Source organism: Azospirillum isscasi (assembly GCF_030849505.1).
GTDB lineage: Bacteria > Pseudomonadota > Alphaproteobacteria > Azospirillales > Azospirillaceae > Azospirillum > Azospirillum isscasi.
This window is the reverse complement of record NZ_JAUJFI010000034.1, coordinates 25,939-41,177: the sequence shown is the minus strand read 5'-3', so window position 1 is coordinate 41,177 and position 15,239 is coordinate 25,939. Positions and strand designations below refer to the sequence as shown.

At 69.1% G+C, this 15,239-nt stretch carries 16 protein-coding genes; 10 read left to right on the top strand and 6 right to left on the bottom strand.

What is annotated here, in order from left to right; genetic code table 11:
* Positions 1–61 precede the first annotated feature (61 nt).
* Positions 62–1,228, bottom strand: coding sequence for a hypothetical protein (locus QSG27_RS09715; protein WP_306705558.1), 1,167 nt, complete (start codon positions 1,226–1,228; stop codon positions 62–64).
* A gap of 148 nt (positions 1,229–1,376) precedes the next feature.
* On the opposite strand from QSG27_RS09715, the gene hisB reads away from it, so the two are divergent.
* The 7 genes from hisB to QSG27_RS09680 are packed head-to-tail and all read left to right on the top strand — an operon-like array spanning position 1,377 to position 5,523.
* Entirely contained in the window at positions 1,377–2,000 is a 624-nt protein-coding gene (hisB, locus tag QSG27_RS09710; protein WP_149467899.1) for an imidazoleglycerol-phosphate dehydratase HisB, read from the top strand.
* A 48-nt stretch (positions 2,001–2,048) separates the two neighbouring features.
* Positions 2,049–2,693 (top strand): imidazole glycerol phosphate synthase subunit HisH, encoded by a 645-nt coding sequence (gene hisH / locus QSG27_RS09705; protein ID WP_306705555.1) that lies wholly within the window; start codon positions 2,049–2,051, stop codon positions 2,691–2,693.
* 2 nt (positions 2,694–2,695) lie between these two features.
* On the top strand, positions 2,696–3,226 hold the full coding sequence (locus QSG27_RS09700) for a GNAT family N-acetyltransferase (RefSeq protein ID WP_306705553.1): 531 nt from the start codon (positions 2,696–2,698) through the stop codon (positions 3,224–3,226).
* Positions 3,227–3,240: 14 nt separating this feature from the next.
* On the top strand, positions 3,241–3,990 hold the full coding sequence (gene hisA / locus QSG27_RS09695; RefSeq protein WP_306705551.1) for a 1-(5-phosphoribosyl)-5-[(5-phosphoribosylamino)methylideneamino]imidazole-4-carboxamide isomerase: 750 nt from the start codon (positions 3,241–3,243) through the stop codon (positions 3,988–3,990).
* On the top strand, positions 3,990–4,790 hold the full coding sequence (gene hisF, locus QSG27_RS09690; protein WP_306705549.1) for an imidazole glycerol phosphate synthase subunit HisF: 801 nt from the start codon (positions 3,990–3,992) through the stop codon (positions 4,788–4,790). Before hisA ends, hisF begins: the two co-directional genes overlap by 1 nt.
* Positions 4,783–5,124, top strand: coding sequence for a phosphoribosyl-ATP diphosphatase (locus tag QSG27_RS09685; RefSeq protein ID WP_306705547.1), 342 nt, complete (start codon positions 4,783–4,785; stop codon positions 5,122–5,124). Before hisF ends, QSG27_RS09685 begins: the two co-directional genes overlap by 8 nt.
* A gap of 30 nt (positions 5,125–5,154) precedes the next feature.
* Positions 5,155–5,523, top strand: a complete 369-nt coding sequence (locus tag QSG27_RS09680; RefSeq protein WP_306705545.1) for a histidine triad nucleotide-binding protein — start codon at positions 5,155–5,157, stop codon at positions 5,521–5,523.
* Positions 5,524–5,602: 79 nt separating this feature from the next.
* On the opposite strand, the gene mltA is transcribed toward QSG27_RS09680, so the two are convergent.
* Positions 5,603–6,811 carry a murein transglycosylase A gene (gene mltA / locus QSG27_RS09675; protein WP_306705543.1) on the bottom strand — a complete coding sequence of 403 codons (1,209 nt, stop codon included), beginning with the start codon at positions 6,809–6,811 and terminating at the stop codon, positions 5,603–5,605.
* 13 nt (positions 6,812–6,824) lie between these two features.
* Complete coding sequence (locus QSG27_RS09670) at positions 6,825–7,499, bottom strand: Tim44/TimA family putative adaptor protein (protein ID WP_306705541.1); 675 nt, start codon at positions 7,497–7,499, stop codon at positions 6,825–6,827.
* Between the two features lie 243 nt (positions 7,500–7,742).
* On the opposite strand from QSG27_RS09670, the gene QSG27_RS09665 reads away from it, so the two are divergent.
* Positions 7,743–8,339 carry an FxsA family protein gene (locus QSG27_RS09665; RefSeq protein WP_306705538.1) on the top strand — a complete coding sequence of 199 codons (597 nt, stop codon included), beginning with the start codon at positions 7,743–7,745 and terminating at the stop codon, positions 8,337–8,339.
* Positions 8,340–8,439: 100 nt separating this feature from the next.
* Positions 8,440–8,937 (top strand): protein-export chaperone SecB, encoded by a 498-nt coding sequence (gene secB / locus QSG27_RS09660; RefSeq protein ID WP_306705535.1) that lies wholly within the window; start codon positions 8,440–8,442, stop codon positions 8,935–8,937.
* A 121-nt stretch (positions 8,938–9,058) separates the two neighbouring features.
* Here the strand turns inward: secB and rho are convergent, their stop codons facing one another.
* Positions 9,059–10,315 (bottom strand): transcription termination factor Rho, encoded by a 1,257-nt coding sequence (gene rho / locus QSG27_RS09655; RefSeq protein ID WP_094301393.1) that lies wholly within the window; start codon positions 10,313–10,315, stop codon positions 9,059–9,061.
* 359 nt (positions 10,316–10,674) lie between these two features.
* Between rho and QSG27_RS09650 the strand changes: the two genes are divergently transcribed.
* Positions 10,675–13,449 (top strand): cation-transporting P-type ATPase, encoded by a 2,775-nt coding sequence (locus QSG27_RS09650; RefSeq protein ID WP_306705532.1) that lies wholly within the window; start codon positions 10,675–10,677, stop codon positions 13,447–13,449.
* 178 nt (positions 13,450–13,627) lie between these two features.
* Here the strand turns inward: QSG27_RS09650 and hemJ are convergent, their stop codons facing one another.
* The gene (gene hemJ, locus QSG27_RS09645; protein ID WP_306705530.1) at positions 13,628–14,056 is read right to left on the bottom strand and encodes a protoporphyrinogen oxidase HemJ; all 429 of its coding nucleotides are present in this window, start codon (positions 14,054–14,056) and stop codon (positions 13,628–13,630) included.
* A gap of 52 nt (positions 14,057–14,108) precedes the next feature.
* Complete coding sequence (hemE, locus tag QSG27_RS09640; RefSeq protein ID WP_306705560.1) at positions 14,109–15,134, bottom strand: uroporphyrinogen decarboxylase; 1,026 nt, start codon at positions 15,132–15,134, stop codon at positions 14,109–14,111.
* Between the last annotated feature and the right edge of the window lie 105 nt (positions 15,135–15,239).

The following is a 15,239-nucleotide window of genomic DNA, read 5'->3' as shown; positions in this document are numbered from 1 at the left end:
CCAGCTACAACCTGTCCCTCATCGCCCTTCTGCACGGCCAGATGGAGCGCGGCTGGGAAGGCTATGAAACGCGCTTCACCGCCGGGCCGTCCAGCCGCAGCGGGGCGGCGCGAAGCCGCGCCGGCACGCGGACCAGGGCGATCCCGCCCGGCACGTCGCGCGCCATCACCGTCCCGTCCAGCGCCACGCCGCGGGACAAGGTGACGGCGACCACCGCGTCGAGCCCGGCGTCCAGCGTCAACAGGACGGACTGGCCGTCCAGTTCCCCCAGCACGATTCCCCTGCCCTTCCGCTCCTCCGGCCCGACGCCCACGGTGGCGGCGGCCACACGGGCGGCGGGATCGTCGGCGTAGCCCTGGAGCGGGTCGGCAATGCGCAGGATCAGCGTCGGGCGGCGGGTTTCCTCCAGGAACGGCGCGGTCCCGGCGGAAGCGCCGCCGGGGTCGACCGCGGCACTTGACACTCCTCCCGGCCCACTTGACACATGCGGGACTGCACTTGACACATATGGCGCCGCACTTGACGCTCCCACCGGGGCACTTGACACACCCGGAGCGGCACTTGACGCTACCGCCCCGCCCCGCGACACCACGGCGCGGAAGCCGGGGTCGGCGCCGAGAGCCTCCGCCGCCGTGCCGAACGCCTCCTCGATCAGCAGAACGTCGCCCTGCGGCACGCCGCTGTCCTTGCGGGCCACCCCGCTGGTGGTGACGCGGTGGACGAGCCGCCCGGTCACGGCGTCGTACACCGCCCAGTCCACCCGCAGGCTGCCGATGCCGGACACGCCCTCGCTCCGGCCCGTCAGCCAGCTCCGGCGGCGGCACAGGTCGCTGTTCACCGCGCGCAGGTCGCCCCGCACGACGTAACGGGCGCGTTTCCGGTCGAACTCCGCCTCGTACGCGCTCCCCTGGGTGCCCGCCACGTCGTAGCCGGCGTCGGCCAGCACCTCCCCGAAGCGTTCCTGGATGGTGGAATTCTCGTGCAGACTCCGCCCGCTGGTCCAATAGACGTCCTCGTAGGGCGGCCAGCACTCCAGCGCCCAGACATAGCGCCCGACCACCATGCCCCGCCGCATGGAGCCGAGCGCGAGGCCGTCGAAGCGCACCGGCTCCGTCGAACCGCGGGCGACGGGCGGCGCGGCGCGGGTCTGCGGCAAATCCCCGCCCATGCAGGCGGCCAGCGCCAGCAGGGCCGCAAGGGGCAGGAGAAGGCGTCCGGGCGGCGGCATGTCCGGTGACATATCCCTTTATGCGCGTCAGGCGTGTGCATGGTCATTCACATGCACGCATTATGCGGCAATGGGACCGCGGGTCATAGGCGTTTTCGGAGGCTGCGCCACTGGCGCGCCCGTGCGCTTCCTGATAAAACCCGGACTCATGGACCAGAGCCTTGCCAATGGCGTCCGCCGCGCCTCGATCGAGCGGAACACCACCGAAACCCGGATCCGGGTCGCCGTGAATCTGGACGGCACCGGCGTCTATGACGTCAAGACGGGCGTCGGCTTCCTTGACCACATGCTGGAACAGCTTTCGCGCCACAGCCTGATGGACCTGACGGTGGCGGCGGAGGGCGACCTGCACATCGACGCGCACCACACGACCGAGGACAGCGGCATCGCCATCGGCCAGGCGGTGGCGAAGGCGCTGGGCGACCGCAAGGGCATCCAGCGCTACGGCCATGCCTATGTCCCGATGGACGAGACGCTGACCCGCGTCGCGCTGGACTTTTCCAACCGTCCCTACCTGATCTGGAAGGTGTCCTTCAGCCGCGACAAGATCGGCGACATGGACACGGAGCTGTTCCGCGAGTGGTTCCAGGCCTTCGCCATGGCCGCGGGGGTGACGCTGCACGTCGAATGCCTCTATGGCGAGAACAACCACCACATCGTGGAAAGCTGCTACAAGGCGCTTGCCCGCGCGCTGCGGGCCGGGATCGAGATCGACCCGCGCAAGCGCGACGCCGTGCCCTCCACCAAGGGGACGCTGGGCGGCTCCCTCTAAAAGCCGGCCGCCACGACAGGCCGGGTCTCTGCTGAAGGCTCTCGTTTCATGGAAACCGTTGCGCTGATCGATTACGGCTCCGGCAACCTGCGTTCCGCCGCCAAGGCGCTGGAGCGGGCGGCGGCGGAGTCCCATGCCTCCTTCCGGGTCCTGGTGACCTCCGACGCCGACGCCGTGCGCAAGGCCGACCGCGTGGTCCTGCCGGGCGTCGGCGCCTTCGCCGACTGCAAGCGCGGCCTGTCGGAGGTTCCCGGCATGCTCGACGCGCTGGACGAGGTGGTGCACGGCAAGGGCCGCCCCTTCCTGGGCATCTGCGTCGGCATGCAGCTGATGGCGGAGCGCGGGCGCGAATACGGCGTGACCGAGGGGCTGGGCTGGATCAAGGGCGAGGTGGTGAAGCTGGAGCCCGCCGATCCCACCCTGAAAATCCCCCACATGGGCTGGAACGAGCTGGATCTGCGCCGGGAACACCCGGTGCTGGCCGGGCTGCCGGAGCGGGCGCACGCCTATTTCGTCCACTCCTACCGCTTCGCCGTGGAGCGGCCGGAGGACGTGATCGCCACCGCCGATTATGGCGGCCCCTTCGCCGCGGTGGTCGGGCGCGACAATCTGGTCGGCACCCAGTTCCACCCGGAGAAGAGCCAGGAAACCGGCCTCGCCCTGGTCGCCAATTTCCTGACCTGGCGGGTCTGACCATGGCCGACGTCACGGTCGAACGCATCGACACCCTGAAGACCGGCGACCTGCACGACCTGTGCGACGCCGCCGACGACGCCGTCAAGGCGGGCGGCGGCTTCGGCTGGGTGGCGCCGCCCGCCCGCGAGATCATGGAACGCTATTGGAAGGGCGTTCTGGTGGTGCCGGAGCGCATCCTGTTCGTGGGCCGGCTGGACGGCGTGATCGCCGGCTCCGCCCAGCTCGTGAAGCCCGCCCGCAACAACGAGGCGCAGGCCCACGCCGCCACCCTGACCACCAGCTTCGTCGCCCCCTGGGCGCGCGGCCACGGCCTCGCCCGCCGCCTGACCGTGGCGGTGGAGGAGGAGGCGCGGGCGTCCGGCTTCCGCGTTCTGAACCTGGACGTGCGCGAGACCCAGACCGCGGCCATCGCGCTCTACGAGGACCTGGGCTTCAAGCGCTGGGGCACGCATCCCTTCTATGCGCTGGTGGACGGCAAAAGGCTGGCCGGACACTTCTATGTGAAAGACCTCACCCCCGACACGCTATAGGACGAGACACCGCGATGATCATCTATCCCGCCATCGACCTGAAAGACGGTGCCTGCGTCCGGCTGCTGCGCGGCGAGATGAGCCAGGCGACCGTCTTCAACACCGAACCCGCCGCCCAGGCCCGCCTGTTCGAAAGCCAGGGCTTCGAATGGCTGCATCTGGTCGATCTGAACGGCGCCTTCGAGGGCAAGCCGGTCAACGGCCAGGCGGTCGAGAGCATCCTGGGCGCCGTGACCATCCCGGTGCAGCTCGGCGGCGGCATCCGCGACCTGAAGACCATCGCCCACTGGCTTGAGAAGGGCGTCAGCCGCGTCATCCTGGGCACCGTCGCCCTGCGCGAGCCGGAGCTGGTCCGCGAAGCCTGCAGGGAGTTCCCCGGCAAGGTCGCCGTGGGCATCGACGCCCGCGAAGGCTATGTCGCCGTCGCCGGCTGGGCCGAAACCTCGACCATCAAGGCGCTGGATCTGGCGCTGAAGTTCGAGGACAGCGGCGTCGCCGCGATCATCTACACCGACATCAACCGCGACGGCGCCATGGGCGGCGTGAATGTGGAGGCGACCTCCGACCTCGCCTTCCACCTGACCACGCCGGTGATCGCGTCGGGCGGCGTGTCGTCCATCGACGACCTCGTGGCTCTGAAGAAGGAGGAGCACACGGGCATCCAGGGCGTCATCTGCGGCCGCGCGCTCTACGACGGGCGCATCGAGCCGAAGGCGGCGCTGGACCTGCTCTCCTCCGCTCCCGTCGCTGGAAAGGCCGGCTGATGCTGAAGATGCGCGTCATCCCCTGCCTGGACGTCAAGGACGGGCGGGTCGTCAAGGGGGTCAACTTCGTCGATCTGATCGACGCCGGCGATCCCGTGGAGCAGGCCCGCGTCTATGACCGGGAAGGGGCGGACGAGCTGACCTTCCTGGACATCACGGCCAGCCACGAGAACCGCGACACCATCTACGACGTGGTGCGCCGCACCGCCGAGCAGGTGTTCATGCCGCTGACCGTCGGCGGCGGCGTGCGCACGGTGGACGACATCCGCAAGCTGCTGCTGGCCGGCGCCGACAAGGTGTCGATCAACACCGCGGCCATCCACCGTCCGGAATTCGTGCAGGAGGCGGCGGAAAAGTTCGGCGCCCAATGCATCGTCGTCGCCATCGACGCCAAGCAGGTGGAGCCGGGCCGCTGGGAGATATTCACCCACGGCGGGCGCAAGGCCACCGGCATCGACGCGGTGGAGTGGGCCAAGCGCATGGAGTCCTACGGCGCCGGCGAGATCCTGCTGACCTCCATGGACCGCGACGGCACCAAGAGCGGCTTCGACCTCGCTCTGACCCGCAAGGTGGCGGACGGGCTGCGCATCCCGGTCATCGCCTCGGGCGGCGTCGGCACGCTGGACCATCTGGTGGAAGGCATCCGCGAGGGCCACGCCACGGCGGTTCTGGCGGCCTCCATCTTCCATTTCGGCACCTACACCATCGGGCAGGCCAAGGCGGCGCTGGCCGCCGCCGGCATCCCGGTGCGCCCGGCCCGCGCCTCCGTGACTCCCGGGGCGGAGGCGGCGCATGTCTGAGGACAAGGCGCCGGTGAACGCCGAGGTTCTGGACCGGCTCTACGCCACCGTCCAGGCGCGCAAGGGCGCCGACCCGGAGACCTCCTACACCGCCAAGCTGTTCCACCGTGGCACTGCCAAGATCGCCCAGAAGGTGGGTGAGGAAGCGGTGGAAACCGTCATCGAGGCGGTGCGCGGCGACACGGCGGCCATGGCCTCGGAATCGGCGGACCTGCTCTACCACCTGATGGTGCTGTGGGCGGACGCCGGTCTGGAGCCCGCCGCGGTGTGGGAGAAGCTGGCCCAGCGCGAGGGCACCAGCGGCATCGCCGAGAAGAAGGCGCGCAAGGCTTAAAACGATCAAGGCGGAAGGGGAAACGACGCGATGGCCAAGACCTACGATCCGAACAACGTCTTCGCCCGCATCCTGCGCGGCGAGATCCCGTGCAAGAAGGTCCTGGAGACCGAGCACGCTCTGGCCTTCCACGACATCAACCCGCAGGCCCCGACGCACATCCTGGTGATCCCGAAGGGCGCCTATGTGGACATCGACGACTTCAGCGCCCGCGCGACGGAGACGGAGATCGCCGGCCTGTTCCGCGCGGTCGGCGAGGTCGCCCGCGGCGCCGGCGCGGCGGAACCCGGCTACCGCATCCTGTCCAACTGCGGCGAGGACGCGAACCAGGAGGTTCCGCACCTGCACATCCACGTCTTCGCCGGACGGCGCCTGGGTCCGATGATCGTCAAGGGGTGACAGACAGCGTCCAAAGGACGATCCACGTGAAACAACGAAGGCGCCGGGGGGACCTCCTCCGGCGCCTTTTCTTTTCCCCTCAGCTCGCCGGAGCGACGGTCTTCGGCAGCAGGATGTAATATTCCCCGGCGCTCTTCATCACGCCGGCCTTCTCCTCCGCGTCCGGACCGTGGCCCCAGAAGACGTCGCCGCGGACCGGGCCGCGGATGGCGCCGCCGGTGTCCTGGGCGATCAGCAGGCGGCGCAGCCGCGTCTGCGCGTCCAGAGGGTCTTCCGCGTCCAGCCAGACCGGCACGCCGTAGGGCAGGAACTTGGAGTCCACGGCGAGGCTGCGCCCCGGCGTCAGGGCGACGTTCTGGGCACCGTTCGGCCCCTCCCCCTTCAGCTCCTGGAAGAAGACGTAGGAGGGATTCCTGTTCATCAGGGCCGCCGCCTCGCCGGGGTTGGCCTTGAGCCAGGCGCGGATGGTCTGGAGCGACACTTCCTCCCGCTTCAGGGCGCCGCGGTCGATCAGCTCCCGCCCGATGGCGACGTATTTGTGGCCGTTCTGGGCGGCGTAGCCGACGCGCGTCTCCGTCCCGTCCGGGAAGCTGACGCGGCCCGACCCCTGGATGTGCAGGAAGAAGGTGGCGATGGGATCCTGAAGCCACACCAGCTCCAGCCCCTTCCCGCTCAGCGCCCCGGACTCGATGGCCGCGCGGTCCTCGAAGGGCTTCAGGCGGCCCGCGGTGACGCGCCCGGCGATGCGCTCGCCCCTCCAGCGGTCGGCGAACTCACCCAGATCGACCATCACCAGATCGGCGGGGCGCTTGTAGAGCGGCACCGGGAAGGCCGGGTCCGGCGTCCGGCTGCCCTTCAGCTCCACCTCGTAGTAGCCGGTGAAGAGGCCGCGCCGCTCGGCGTTGTTGGCCGCGGCGTAGGGGGTGAACCACGCCTCGAAATAGGCCCGCGCCGCCGCGTCGTCGCCCGGCGGCAGCTTGGCGAGGTCGGCGCAAGGCGCCTGCCAGTCCGCCGCCTTGCCCCCCACCCCGTCGGGACCGATGGACCGGTCGGCGGCCAGCGCCTTCACCTTCGCGCAGGAGCGCTGGAAAGCCGGCACCGCCTCCGCCACGCGGTCCGCGGACCAGCCGGGAAGTGCGGTGAAGGCGACGGGGGTGAGGACCAGCTTTTCGGGCGGAGGCGGCGGAGGCGGTGCCTTGGCCTCCTCCTCCTTCCGCTCGCAGCCAATGAGAAACGCCGCGGCAAGGACTGCCGCGGCGCTGAGACGAACCACCGGATGAGAGAGCATCAGAACCGATCGGTCATTGAGGGGTGCGGGTTTCGACGAGCGCCCAGTTGGGGTCGCTGGCGCGGGTGTTGCGTGCGAAGGTCCAGACGTCCACGGCCTCCACCACGGCGTTCGGGTCGCCGTCCACCACCGCGCCGGCGCTGTTGCGCACGACGTTCATCTGCTCCGACACGAACTTCACCGTGACCAGGGCGGTGCGCCCGTCCAGGCGGGCTTCCACCACGTCGGCGTCGGTGATGCGCTCGATGCGGGTCTCCAGCGTCTCGCCCGCCGACTGGCGCTCGCGCACGGCGCGGGCGAAGTTGTCGTAGACCTCGTCCGACAGCAGCGGGCGCAGCGCCGCCGTGTCGCCCTTGGCGAAGGCCTCCACGATCATCTGGAAGGCGCCGCGGGCGCCCTGGAGGAAATACTTCTCGTCGAAGCTGGGGTCGGCGGCCTTGATCTGGTCCAGCGCGGTGGCCAGCGACACCGGCTCGTCCGGCGACGGCGCGGCGCTCGGCACAGGCCGTTCGCGGTTCGGCATCGGGACCACGTTGTCGGGCTGGCTGCTGGGACGGGCCGTGAAGGGGTTGGGGCGCTGCCGTTCCTCACCGGTGCGGCGGCCGAGCACGCTGCGCAGCCGGTACACGAGAAACGCCGCGATCATCGCGAAGATCAGGATCTCGACGAACACAAACCCATCTCCCATCATCCATCCTTCCGGGTGACTGAAGGCCGGCCCCGAAATCACCGGCCCCGCATGATCCGCTACTGGACCCTCCGGCGGGTGAGCATTAAGTGTACCGGAACGACGCCGGGACCAGAACCCCGCTCGCCCTCTCCGCCGAGGATTCCACCCGATGACCCGTGCCGGAGCTGTTCTTCCAACCAAAGATCGGGTGACGTACCCTGGTGTAGATAGGCCCTTGGGGTTGAAAGAGCAAGGACGGCCATGAATCCACTGTTGCTGATGTTCCTTCTGCTGCCGATCGCGGAAATCGCGACCTTCATCGAGGTCGGCGACCGGATCGGGGCCGGTCCGACGGTGGGGCTGGTGATCCTGTCCGCCGTTCTCGGGTCCGTTCTGCTCCGCTGGCAGGGCCTGTCCGTGCTGAAGCGCGCGCAGGAGGCGGCGGAGCGGGGGGAAAGCCCGGTCGGCGCGGTGTTCGAGGGCTTCTGCATCGTCGTCGCCGGCCTGCTGCTGATCATCCCCGGCTTCCTGACCGACATCGTCGGGCTTCTGCTGTTCGTCCGTCCGGTGCGCAACGCGCTGGGCCGCTGGCTGTTCGAACGTCTGAAGGGTGCCGGCTCCTTCCAGATGCACGGCCGCATGGGCGGCCAGACCTGGAGCAGCGGCGACGATCCGAACGGCCCGCGCAACCGCCCGCCGCCCGGCGTCATCGACGTCGAATACCAGGAGGTCGATCCGGACGGCAGCCGGCCCGGAACCGCCGGTCCGGCGGACCGGGAGGCCGCGGACGGCACGCCGCGGCTGGGGGATTCCCGCTGGGCCCCGCCCGGTTCGCCCTACCGCAACGACCGCGGGTGAAACGCGCCGGTTTCACTTTGTGGAGCCAGCAGTTCCGTGCTAGCCAGCGGGTCTTGAAGCCCATTCCATCGTGATGCCGCCCCGCGGCCAGGAGTTGTTCATGTCCGATCAGCAGATCAACGGTCAAGATCAGGAAGCCGCCTCGTCGCTGCCGATGCATGTGCTGGCGCAGTATGTGAAGGACCTGTCCTTCGAGAACCCGAACGCCCCGCAGAGCCTGCTGCCCGGCCAGCCGCAGCCGCAGGTCAACATCGGCGTCGACGTCCAGGTTCAGCCGATGGGCGAGGACGTCTATGAGGTCGTGCTGAAGCTGCATTGCGAGGCCAAGCAGGCCGAGGCGACCGCCTTCCTGGTCGAGGTCGCCTACGGCGGTCTGTTCCAGCTTCCGGGCCTGCCGCAGGAGCATCACCGCCCGGTGCTGCTGATCGAGGCGCCGCGGATGCTGTTCCCCTTCGCCCGCGCCATCGTGGCCGGCTGCACCCAGGACGGCGGTTTCCCGCCGCTGATGATCAACCCGATCGACTTCGTGGACCTGTACCGCCGCCAGACCGCCGGCCAGCAGGCCGCGTCGGAAGAGGCGCCGCAGTCGCCCTTCTGATCCGGACAGCAGGTGCGGTAAAACAAAAGGCGGGAGGTTCCGATGGAGCCTCCCGCCTTTTTCATGTCTTTTCCCCGCCCGTTTCCCCGCCCTTGCACCGGGCGGGGAAACGGACCGCAGACTACTGATTCATGGACTCGAAGAATTCCGAGTTCGACTTGGTGTGCTTCAGCTTGTCGACCAGGAAGTCCACCGCGTCGGTCACCCCCATCGGCATCAGGATGCGGCGCAGGATCCACATCTTGGAGATGGTGCCCTTGTCCACCAGCAGCTCCTCCTTGCGGGTGCCCGACTTGGAGATGTCGATGGCCGGGAAGGTGCGCTTGTCGGAGAGCTTGCGGTCCAGCACGATCTCCGAGTTGCCGGTGCCCTTGAACTCTTCGAAGATCACCTCGTCCATGCGGCTGCCGGTGTCGATCAGCGCGGTCGCGATGATGGTCAGCGAACCGCCCTCCTCGATGTTGCGGGCCGCACCGAAGAAGCGCTTCGGGCGCTGCAGCGCGTTGGCGTCCACACCGCCGGTCAGCACCTTGCCCGAGGACGGAACGACGGTGTTGTAGGCGCGGGCCAGACGGGTGATGGAGTCCAGCAGGATCACCACGTCGCGCTTGTGCTCGACCAGCCGCTTGGCCTTCTCGATGACCATCTCGGCGACCTGGACGTGGCGGGTCGCCGGCTCGTCGAAGGTGGAGCTGATGACCTCGCCCCGCACGGAGCGGGCCATGTCGGTCACCTCTTCCGGACGCTCGTCGATCAGCAGGACGATCAGATAGGCTTCCGGGTGGTTGGTCGCGATGGAATGGGCGATGTTCTGCAGCATCACCGTCTTACCCGTGCGCGGCGGGGCGACGATCAGCCCGCGCTGGCCCTTGCCCAGCGGCGCCACGAGGTCGATGATGCGGCCCGTGAAGTTCTTCTTGGTCGGGTCGTCGACTTCCATGCGCAGCCGCTCTTCCGGATAGAGCGGGGTCAGGTTGTCGAAGTTGATGCGGTGGCGGACCTTGTCCGGCGCATCGAAATTGATGGTGTTGACCTTGAGGAGGGCGAAATAGCGCTCGCCGTCCTTGGGCGCGCGGATCTGGCCTTCCACCGTGTCGCCGGTGCGCAGGCCGAAGCGGCGCACCTGGCTGGGGCTGACGTAGATGTCGTCGGGGCCGGGGAGATAGTTGGCCTCCGGCGAGCGCAGGAACCCGAAGCCGTCCTGAAGCACTTCCAGCACGCCATCGCCGTAGATCGGAACGTCGTTTTCCGCCAGCTGCTTCAGGATGGCGAACATCATGTCCTGCTTGCGCAGCGTGCTGGCGTTCTCGATCTGCAGTTCCTCCGCGAACGCCAGCAGTTCGGCGGGGCTCTTGCACTTCAGCTCTTGGAGATGCATGGGGGTGCCTTAGGGAATCGTCATGCGAGGGGGGAGTGCCAGAGGTCCCGGGCCGGCGCAGGGTGCGTCGGTTGAGCGTCGGACGGCGCTGAAGGCGGGGAATGCCTGTCGGACGTCGCGCCCAGATCGTTGGGGAGGGACGGAACGGCGGATGTGGGCGGGGGTTCCCGCGAGGCTTGCCGCCCCGTGGTAAAAAAGATGGTTAGCGGAACGCCGGGCGCAAGTCAAATGAAAGCGAATTCTTGGGCACGGGCGGATTCTTGCGTCTCTCCGTCCGGGTCATGATGCCGCATCCCCTGTTATCCAGGCCAGCGCGGAACGACCTGGACGTTCAGGACAGAAACGGTTTGGTTGAAATCATGAGCCCGCATGACCGTTCCGGACCCGGAACCATCGTTGCTCCCGAAGCCTCCACCGATCCTCTTCCCTGGCACGCCCAACCGCCGGACCGGGCCCTGGCCGCTCTGGACAGCCCCGACGACGGGTTGACGCCCGACGAGGCGGCGGACCGCCTGCGCCGCTACGGACCCAACCGCCTGACCCCGCCGCCCCGGCGGTCGGCGCTGATGCGGTTTCTGGCGCAGTTCGACAACCTGCTGATCTACGTGCTGATCGCCGCCGGCGTCGTGACGGTCCTGCTGGGCGAGTTCGTGGACGCCGCGGTCATCGCGGGCGTGGTGCTGATCAACGCCGCCATCGGCTATGTCCAGGAGGGCAAGGCGGAGCAGGCGCTCGACGCCATCCGCAACATGCTGTCGCCGCACGCCGTGGTGCTGCGCGGCGGGCGGCAGGTGACCGTCCCGGCGGAGGAGCTGGTGCCCGGCGACCGGGTGCTTCTGGCCTCGGGCGACAAGGTGCCGGCGGACCTGCGGCTGGTCCGGGTCAAAGGGCTGCGCGTCCAGGAGGCGGCGCTGACCGGGGAATCCGTGCCGGTCGCCAAGAGCGCCGACGCGGTGGCCCCGGACGCTCCCCTGGCGGAGCGCGGCGGCATGGCCTATTCCGGCACGCTGGTCGCCCAGGGACAGGCCATGGGCGTCGTGGTGGCCACCGGCGACGCGACGGAGCTGGGCCGCATCGGCACGCTGCTGGCGGGGGTGGAGGAGCTGACCACGCCCCTGCTCGCCCAGATGGCCGTCTTCGGGCGCTGGCTGACCATCGGCATCCTCGGGCTGACGGCGCTGACCTTCCTCTACGGCTCTCTCGTGCAGGGGGAGCACTGGGCGGACATGGTGATGGCCGCGGTCGGTCTGGCGGTGGCGGCGATTCCGGAAGGGCTGCCGGCGGTGATGACGATCACGCTGGCCATCGGCGTCACCCGCATGGCCCGGCGCAACGCCATCATCCGCCGCCTGCCGGCGGTGGAGACGCTGGGCTCGGTCGGCATCATCTGTTCCGACAAGACCGGGACGCTGACCCGCAACGAGCTGGTCGTGCAGACCGTGGTCACGGCGGCGGGCGACTGCGCGGTGACCGGCACCGGCTACCGCCCGGAGGGCGAGTTCCGGCGCGGCGGCAAGGCCCTGGATCCCGGCGCCGATCCCGTGCTGACCGAGCTGGCCCACGCCGCCCTGCTGTGCAACGACGCCGAGCTTCAGCACGGCGAGGAGGATGGGGACGGGAGCGGCGGCTGGACCGTGGCCGGCGACCCGACCGACGGCGCGCTGCTGGCGCTGGCCATCAAGGCCGGGCTGGACGCGCGGGAGGAAGCCGCCCGCCGCCCGCGCACCGATGTGATCCCCTTCGAATCCGAACACAAGTTCATGGCGACCCTGCACCACGACCATGAGGGGCACGGCCTGCTGTACGTCAAGGGCGCGCCGGAGCGCGTTCTGTCGATGTGCGCGCACGTACGGGCCGCGGACGGCGGCAGCGGCCCGCTGGACGCCGCCCACTGGCTGACGCGGGTCGAGGAACTGGCGGCGCAGGGCCAGCGCGTCCTGGCGCTCGCCGCCCGCCCCGCCCTGCCCGGCCAGACCGTGCTGAACATGAGCGACGTGCAGGAGGGGCTGGTGCTGCTCGGCCTGTGCGGCTTCATCGACCCGGCGCGGGAAGAGGCGGTCGCGGCGGTCGCCCAGTGCCAGGCGGCGGGCATCCGGGTGAAGATGATCACCGGCGACCACGCCGGCACCGCCCAGGCCATCGGGCGGCAGTTCAACCTGTCGGGCGACGCGGTTTCCGGGAGCGACCTGGACCGGCTGGACGACGAGGCGCTGGTGGCGGTGGCGCGTGACGCCGACGTCTTCGCCCGCACCGCGCCGGAGCACAAGCTGCGCCTCGTCCGCGCGCTCCAAAAGGCCGGGCACACGGTCGCCATGACCGGCGACGGGGTGAACGACGCCCCCGCCCTGAAGCGCGCGGACGTCGGCGTCGCCATGGGCTGCAAGGGCACCGAGGCCGCCAAGGAGGCCGCCAGCATGGTGCTGGCCGACGACAACTTCGCCTCCATCGCCCACGCCGTCGAGGAAGGGCGGACCGTCTACGACAATCTGCGCAAGACGATCCTGTTCATGCTGCCGACCAACGGCGCCCAGGCGCTGGTGATCCTGGTGGCGGTGCTGGCCGGCTACACCCTGCCGATCACCCCGGTCCAGATTCTGTGGGTCAACATGGTGACGGCGGTGACCCTGGGCTTGGCGCTCGCCTTCGAGCCGCCGGAGGCCGCGGTGATGAAGCGCCCGCCCCGCCCCCAGGACGAGCCGATCCTGCCGGGCTTCCTGATCGGGCGCATGGTGCTGGTGATGGCGCTTCTGGTCTCCGCCAGCTTCGGATTCTTCCTGCTGCACGAGGGCCACGACGACCCCACGCCGGTCGCCCGCACCATGGCGGTCAACGCGCTGGTGATGGGCGAAATCTTCTTCCTGCTGAACGCGCGGGCGGTCACCGCCTCGGTGATGAACCGGCAGGGGCTGTTCGGCAGCCGCCCGGTGTGGATCTCCATCGGGCTGATGCTGGTCTTCCAGCTGGCCTTCACCTACGCCCCGCCCTTGCAGGCCCTGTTCGGCACCGCGTCGGTGGACTGGACCCAGTGGGTCGCCATGATGGCGGCGGGTCTGGTGATCTTCCTGGCGGTGGAGGCGGAGAAGGCGGTCACCCGCCGGCTGATCGCGCGGCGCGCTTGCTTCCGTCCACGGTGATCAACGGACAAGACATCAGTCCACTCCTTGGGCCCCCACCCAAACCCTGCCCCCGCTCTCGGCGGACCAAGGTCCGCCTGCCGCGTCAGCGCAAGCCAGGCTTGCGCGAGAGCGACGTGGGGGGAGGCCGGGAGGGGAGCCCAACGCGGCCACTCGGCGCGCAACGCCGGTGGAGAACTCAGAACGGCTTTACGATCACGAAGATCACGATGCCGATCATCAGCAGGGTCGGCGCCTCGTTCCACACGCGGAAGAAGCGCTGCGGGCGGGTGTTGCGGTCCGCCTCGAAGTCCTTGCGCCAGCGCGCCATCATCATGTGGGTGGCGGTCAGCCCCAGCACGAACAGCAGCTTGGCGTGCATCCAGCCCTGCTTCATCCAGGCCGGTTCCATGACGATCATCGCGATGCCGAACACATAGGCGGCGATCATCGCCGGATTCATGATCGCGCGCAGCAGGCGGCGCTCCATGACCTTGAACCGCTCCGAGGATTCGGAACCCGGCGCCGCCTCGCAGTGGTAGACGAACAGCCGCGGCAGATAGAGGAGCCCGGCCATCCAGGCGATGATGCTGATGACGTGCAGAGCCTTGACCCAGAGATAAAGCACTGGAATCCCCTTCCCTTCCCGTTGCGCGTCGCTGTGAGGACCGTCCCGGGCCTCAGCCCCGGTTCGGCCAGTCCTTGATGAGCCGGGCCAGTTCGGCCACATGCTCCGGCGGGGTGGTCTGGATCACGCCGTGGCCCAGGTTGAAGACGAAGGGCTTTCCGGCCAGCGCCTCCAGAATCTCCCAGGCCGCGCTGCGCAGGGCCTCGCCACCGGCGGCGAGCATGATCGGGTCGAGGTTGCCCTGCACCGGCAATCTGGATTGCAGATTCCCGGCCGCCCAAGCCACCGGGACGGTGGTGTCGAGCCCGACCGCATCCACCCCACTGCCCGCCACGTACGCCTCATAGGAGAGGCCCGCACCGCGCGGGAAACCGATGACCGGAATCGAGGGGTGCCGGGCCTTCACGAGATCCACGATGCGCCGCGTCGGCTCGATCACCCAGCGGCGGAATTCGCCCGCCGGCAGGACGCCCGCCCAGCTGTCGAACAGCTGCACCACCTCGGCGCCCGCCTCGATCTGGGTGCACAGGTAATCGGCGGTCACCTCGACCAGCAGATCCATCAGCGCGCCGAATCCCGCCGGGTCGCCGTAGGCCCAGCGCTTCACATGCGCGTACTCCTTGGACCCCGCCCCTTCCACCATGTAGCAGGCGATGGTCCAGGGAGCCCCCGCAAAGCCGATCAGCGTGGTGTGCGCGGGAATCGCGCGGGAGAGCCGCCGGACGGTCTCGTAGACCGGCTCCAGCCGCTCGTGGAAGCGGTCGCGCGACAGGCGCTTCAGGTCTTCCACGTTTCTCACAGGGTCGAGCTTCGGTCCCTCGCCTTCCTGGAAGGCCAGAGGCTGGCCCAGCGCGTGCGGCACCACCAGGATGTCGGAGAACAGAATCGCCGCGTCCATGTCGTAGCGGCGCAGCGGCTGGAGCGTCACCTCCACCGCGTGATCGGGGTTGTAGCACATGTCCAGGAAGCTGCCGGCCTTGGCGCGCAATTCCCGATATTCCGGCAGGTAGCGGCCGGCCTGCCGCATGAGCCAGAAGGGCGGGCGCTGACGCACCTCGCCGGCAAGGGCTGCGAGCATCGGCTTGGCAATTTCGGACACGGCCTCGGACACGGCGGATCGTTCCCCTGTAAGTGAATCGGGTCTGCGGGTTCTCACCCCTACTCAGTATTCTTTTTAAGAAGA

What these genes read in the sequence shown, in the direction of transcription:
- mltA (WP_306705543.1), bottom strand. Translation starts at nt 6,811, where the DNA reads ATGCTCTCTCATCCGGTGGTTCGTCTCAGCGCCGCGGCAGTCCTTGCC.
- QSG27_RS09680 (WP_306705545.1), top strand. Translation starts at nt 5,155, where the DNA reads ATGGCCAAGACCTACGATCCGAACAACGTCTTCGCCCGCATCCTGCGC.
- QSG27_RS09685 (WP_306705547.1), top strand. Translation starts at nt 4,783, where the DNA reads ATGTCTGAGGACAAGGCGCCGGTGAACGCCGAGGTTCTGGACCGGCTC.
- QSG27_RS09700 (WP_306705553.1), top strand. Translation starts at nt 2,696, where the DNA reads ATGGCCGACGTCACGGTCGAACGCATCGACACCCTGAAGACCGGCGAC.
- QSG27_RS09665 (WP_306705538.1), top strand. Translation starts at nt 7,743, where the DNA reads ATGAATCCACTGTTGCTGATGTTCCTTCTGCTGCCGATCGCGGAAATC.
- rho (WP_094301393.1), bottom strand. Translation starts at nt 10,315, where the DNA reads ATGCATCTCCAAGAGCTGAAGTGCAAGAGCCCCGCCGAACTGCTGGCG.
- hisA (WP_306705551.1), top strand. Translation starts at nt 3,241, where the DNA reads ATGATCATCTATCCCGCCATCGACCTGAAAGACGGTGCCTGCGTCCGG.
- hisF (WP_306705549.1), top strand. Translation starts at nt 3,990, where the DNA reads ATGCTGAAGATGCGCGTCATCCCCTGCCTGGACGTCAAGGACGGGCGG.
- QSG27_RS09670 (WP_306705541.1), bottom strand. Translation starts at nt 7,499, where the DNA reads ATGGGAGATGGGTTTGTGTTCGTCGAGATCCTGATCTTCGCGATGATC.
- hisH (WP_306705555.1), top strand. Translation starts at nt 2,049, where the DNA reads ATGGAAACCGTTGCGCTGATCGATTACGGCTCCGGCAACCTGCGTTCC.
- QSG27_RS09715 (WP_306705558.1), bottom strand. Translation starts at nt 1,228, where the DNA reads ATGCCGCCGCCCGGACGCCTTCTCCTGCCCCTTGCGGCCCTGCTGGCG.
- hisB (WP_149467899.1), top strand. Translation starts at nt 1,377, where the DNA reads ATGGACCAGAGCCTTGCCAATGGCGTCCGCCGCGCCTCGATCGAGCGG.
- hemE (WP_306705560.1), bottom strand. Translation starts at nt 15,134, where the DNA reads ATGCTCGCAGCCCTTGCCGGCGAGGTGCGTCAGCGCCCGCCCTTCTGG.
- QSG27_RS09650 (WP_306705532.1), top strand. Translation starts at nt 10,675, where the DNA reads ATGAGCCCGCATGACCGTTCCGGACCCGGAACCATCGTTGCTCCCGAA.
- secB (WP_306705535.1), top strand. Translation starts at nt 8,440, where the DNA reads ATGTCCGATCAGCAGATCAACGGTCAAGATCAGGAAGCCGCCTCGTCG.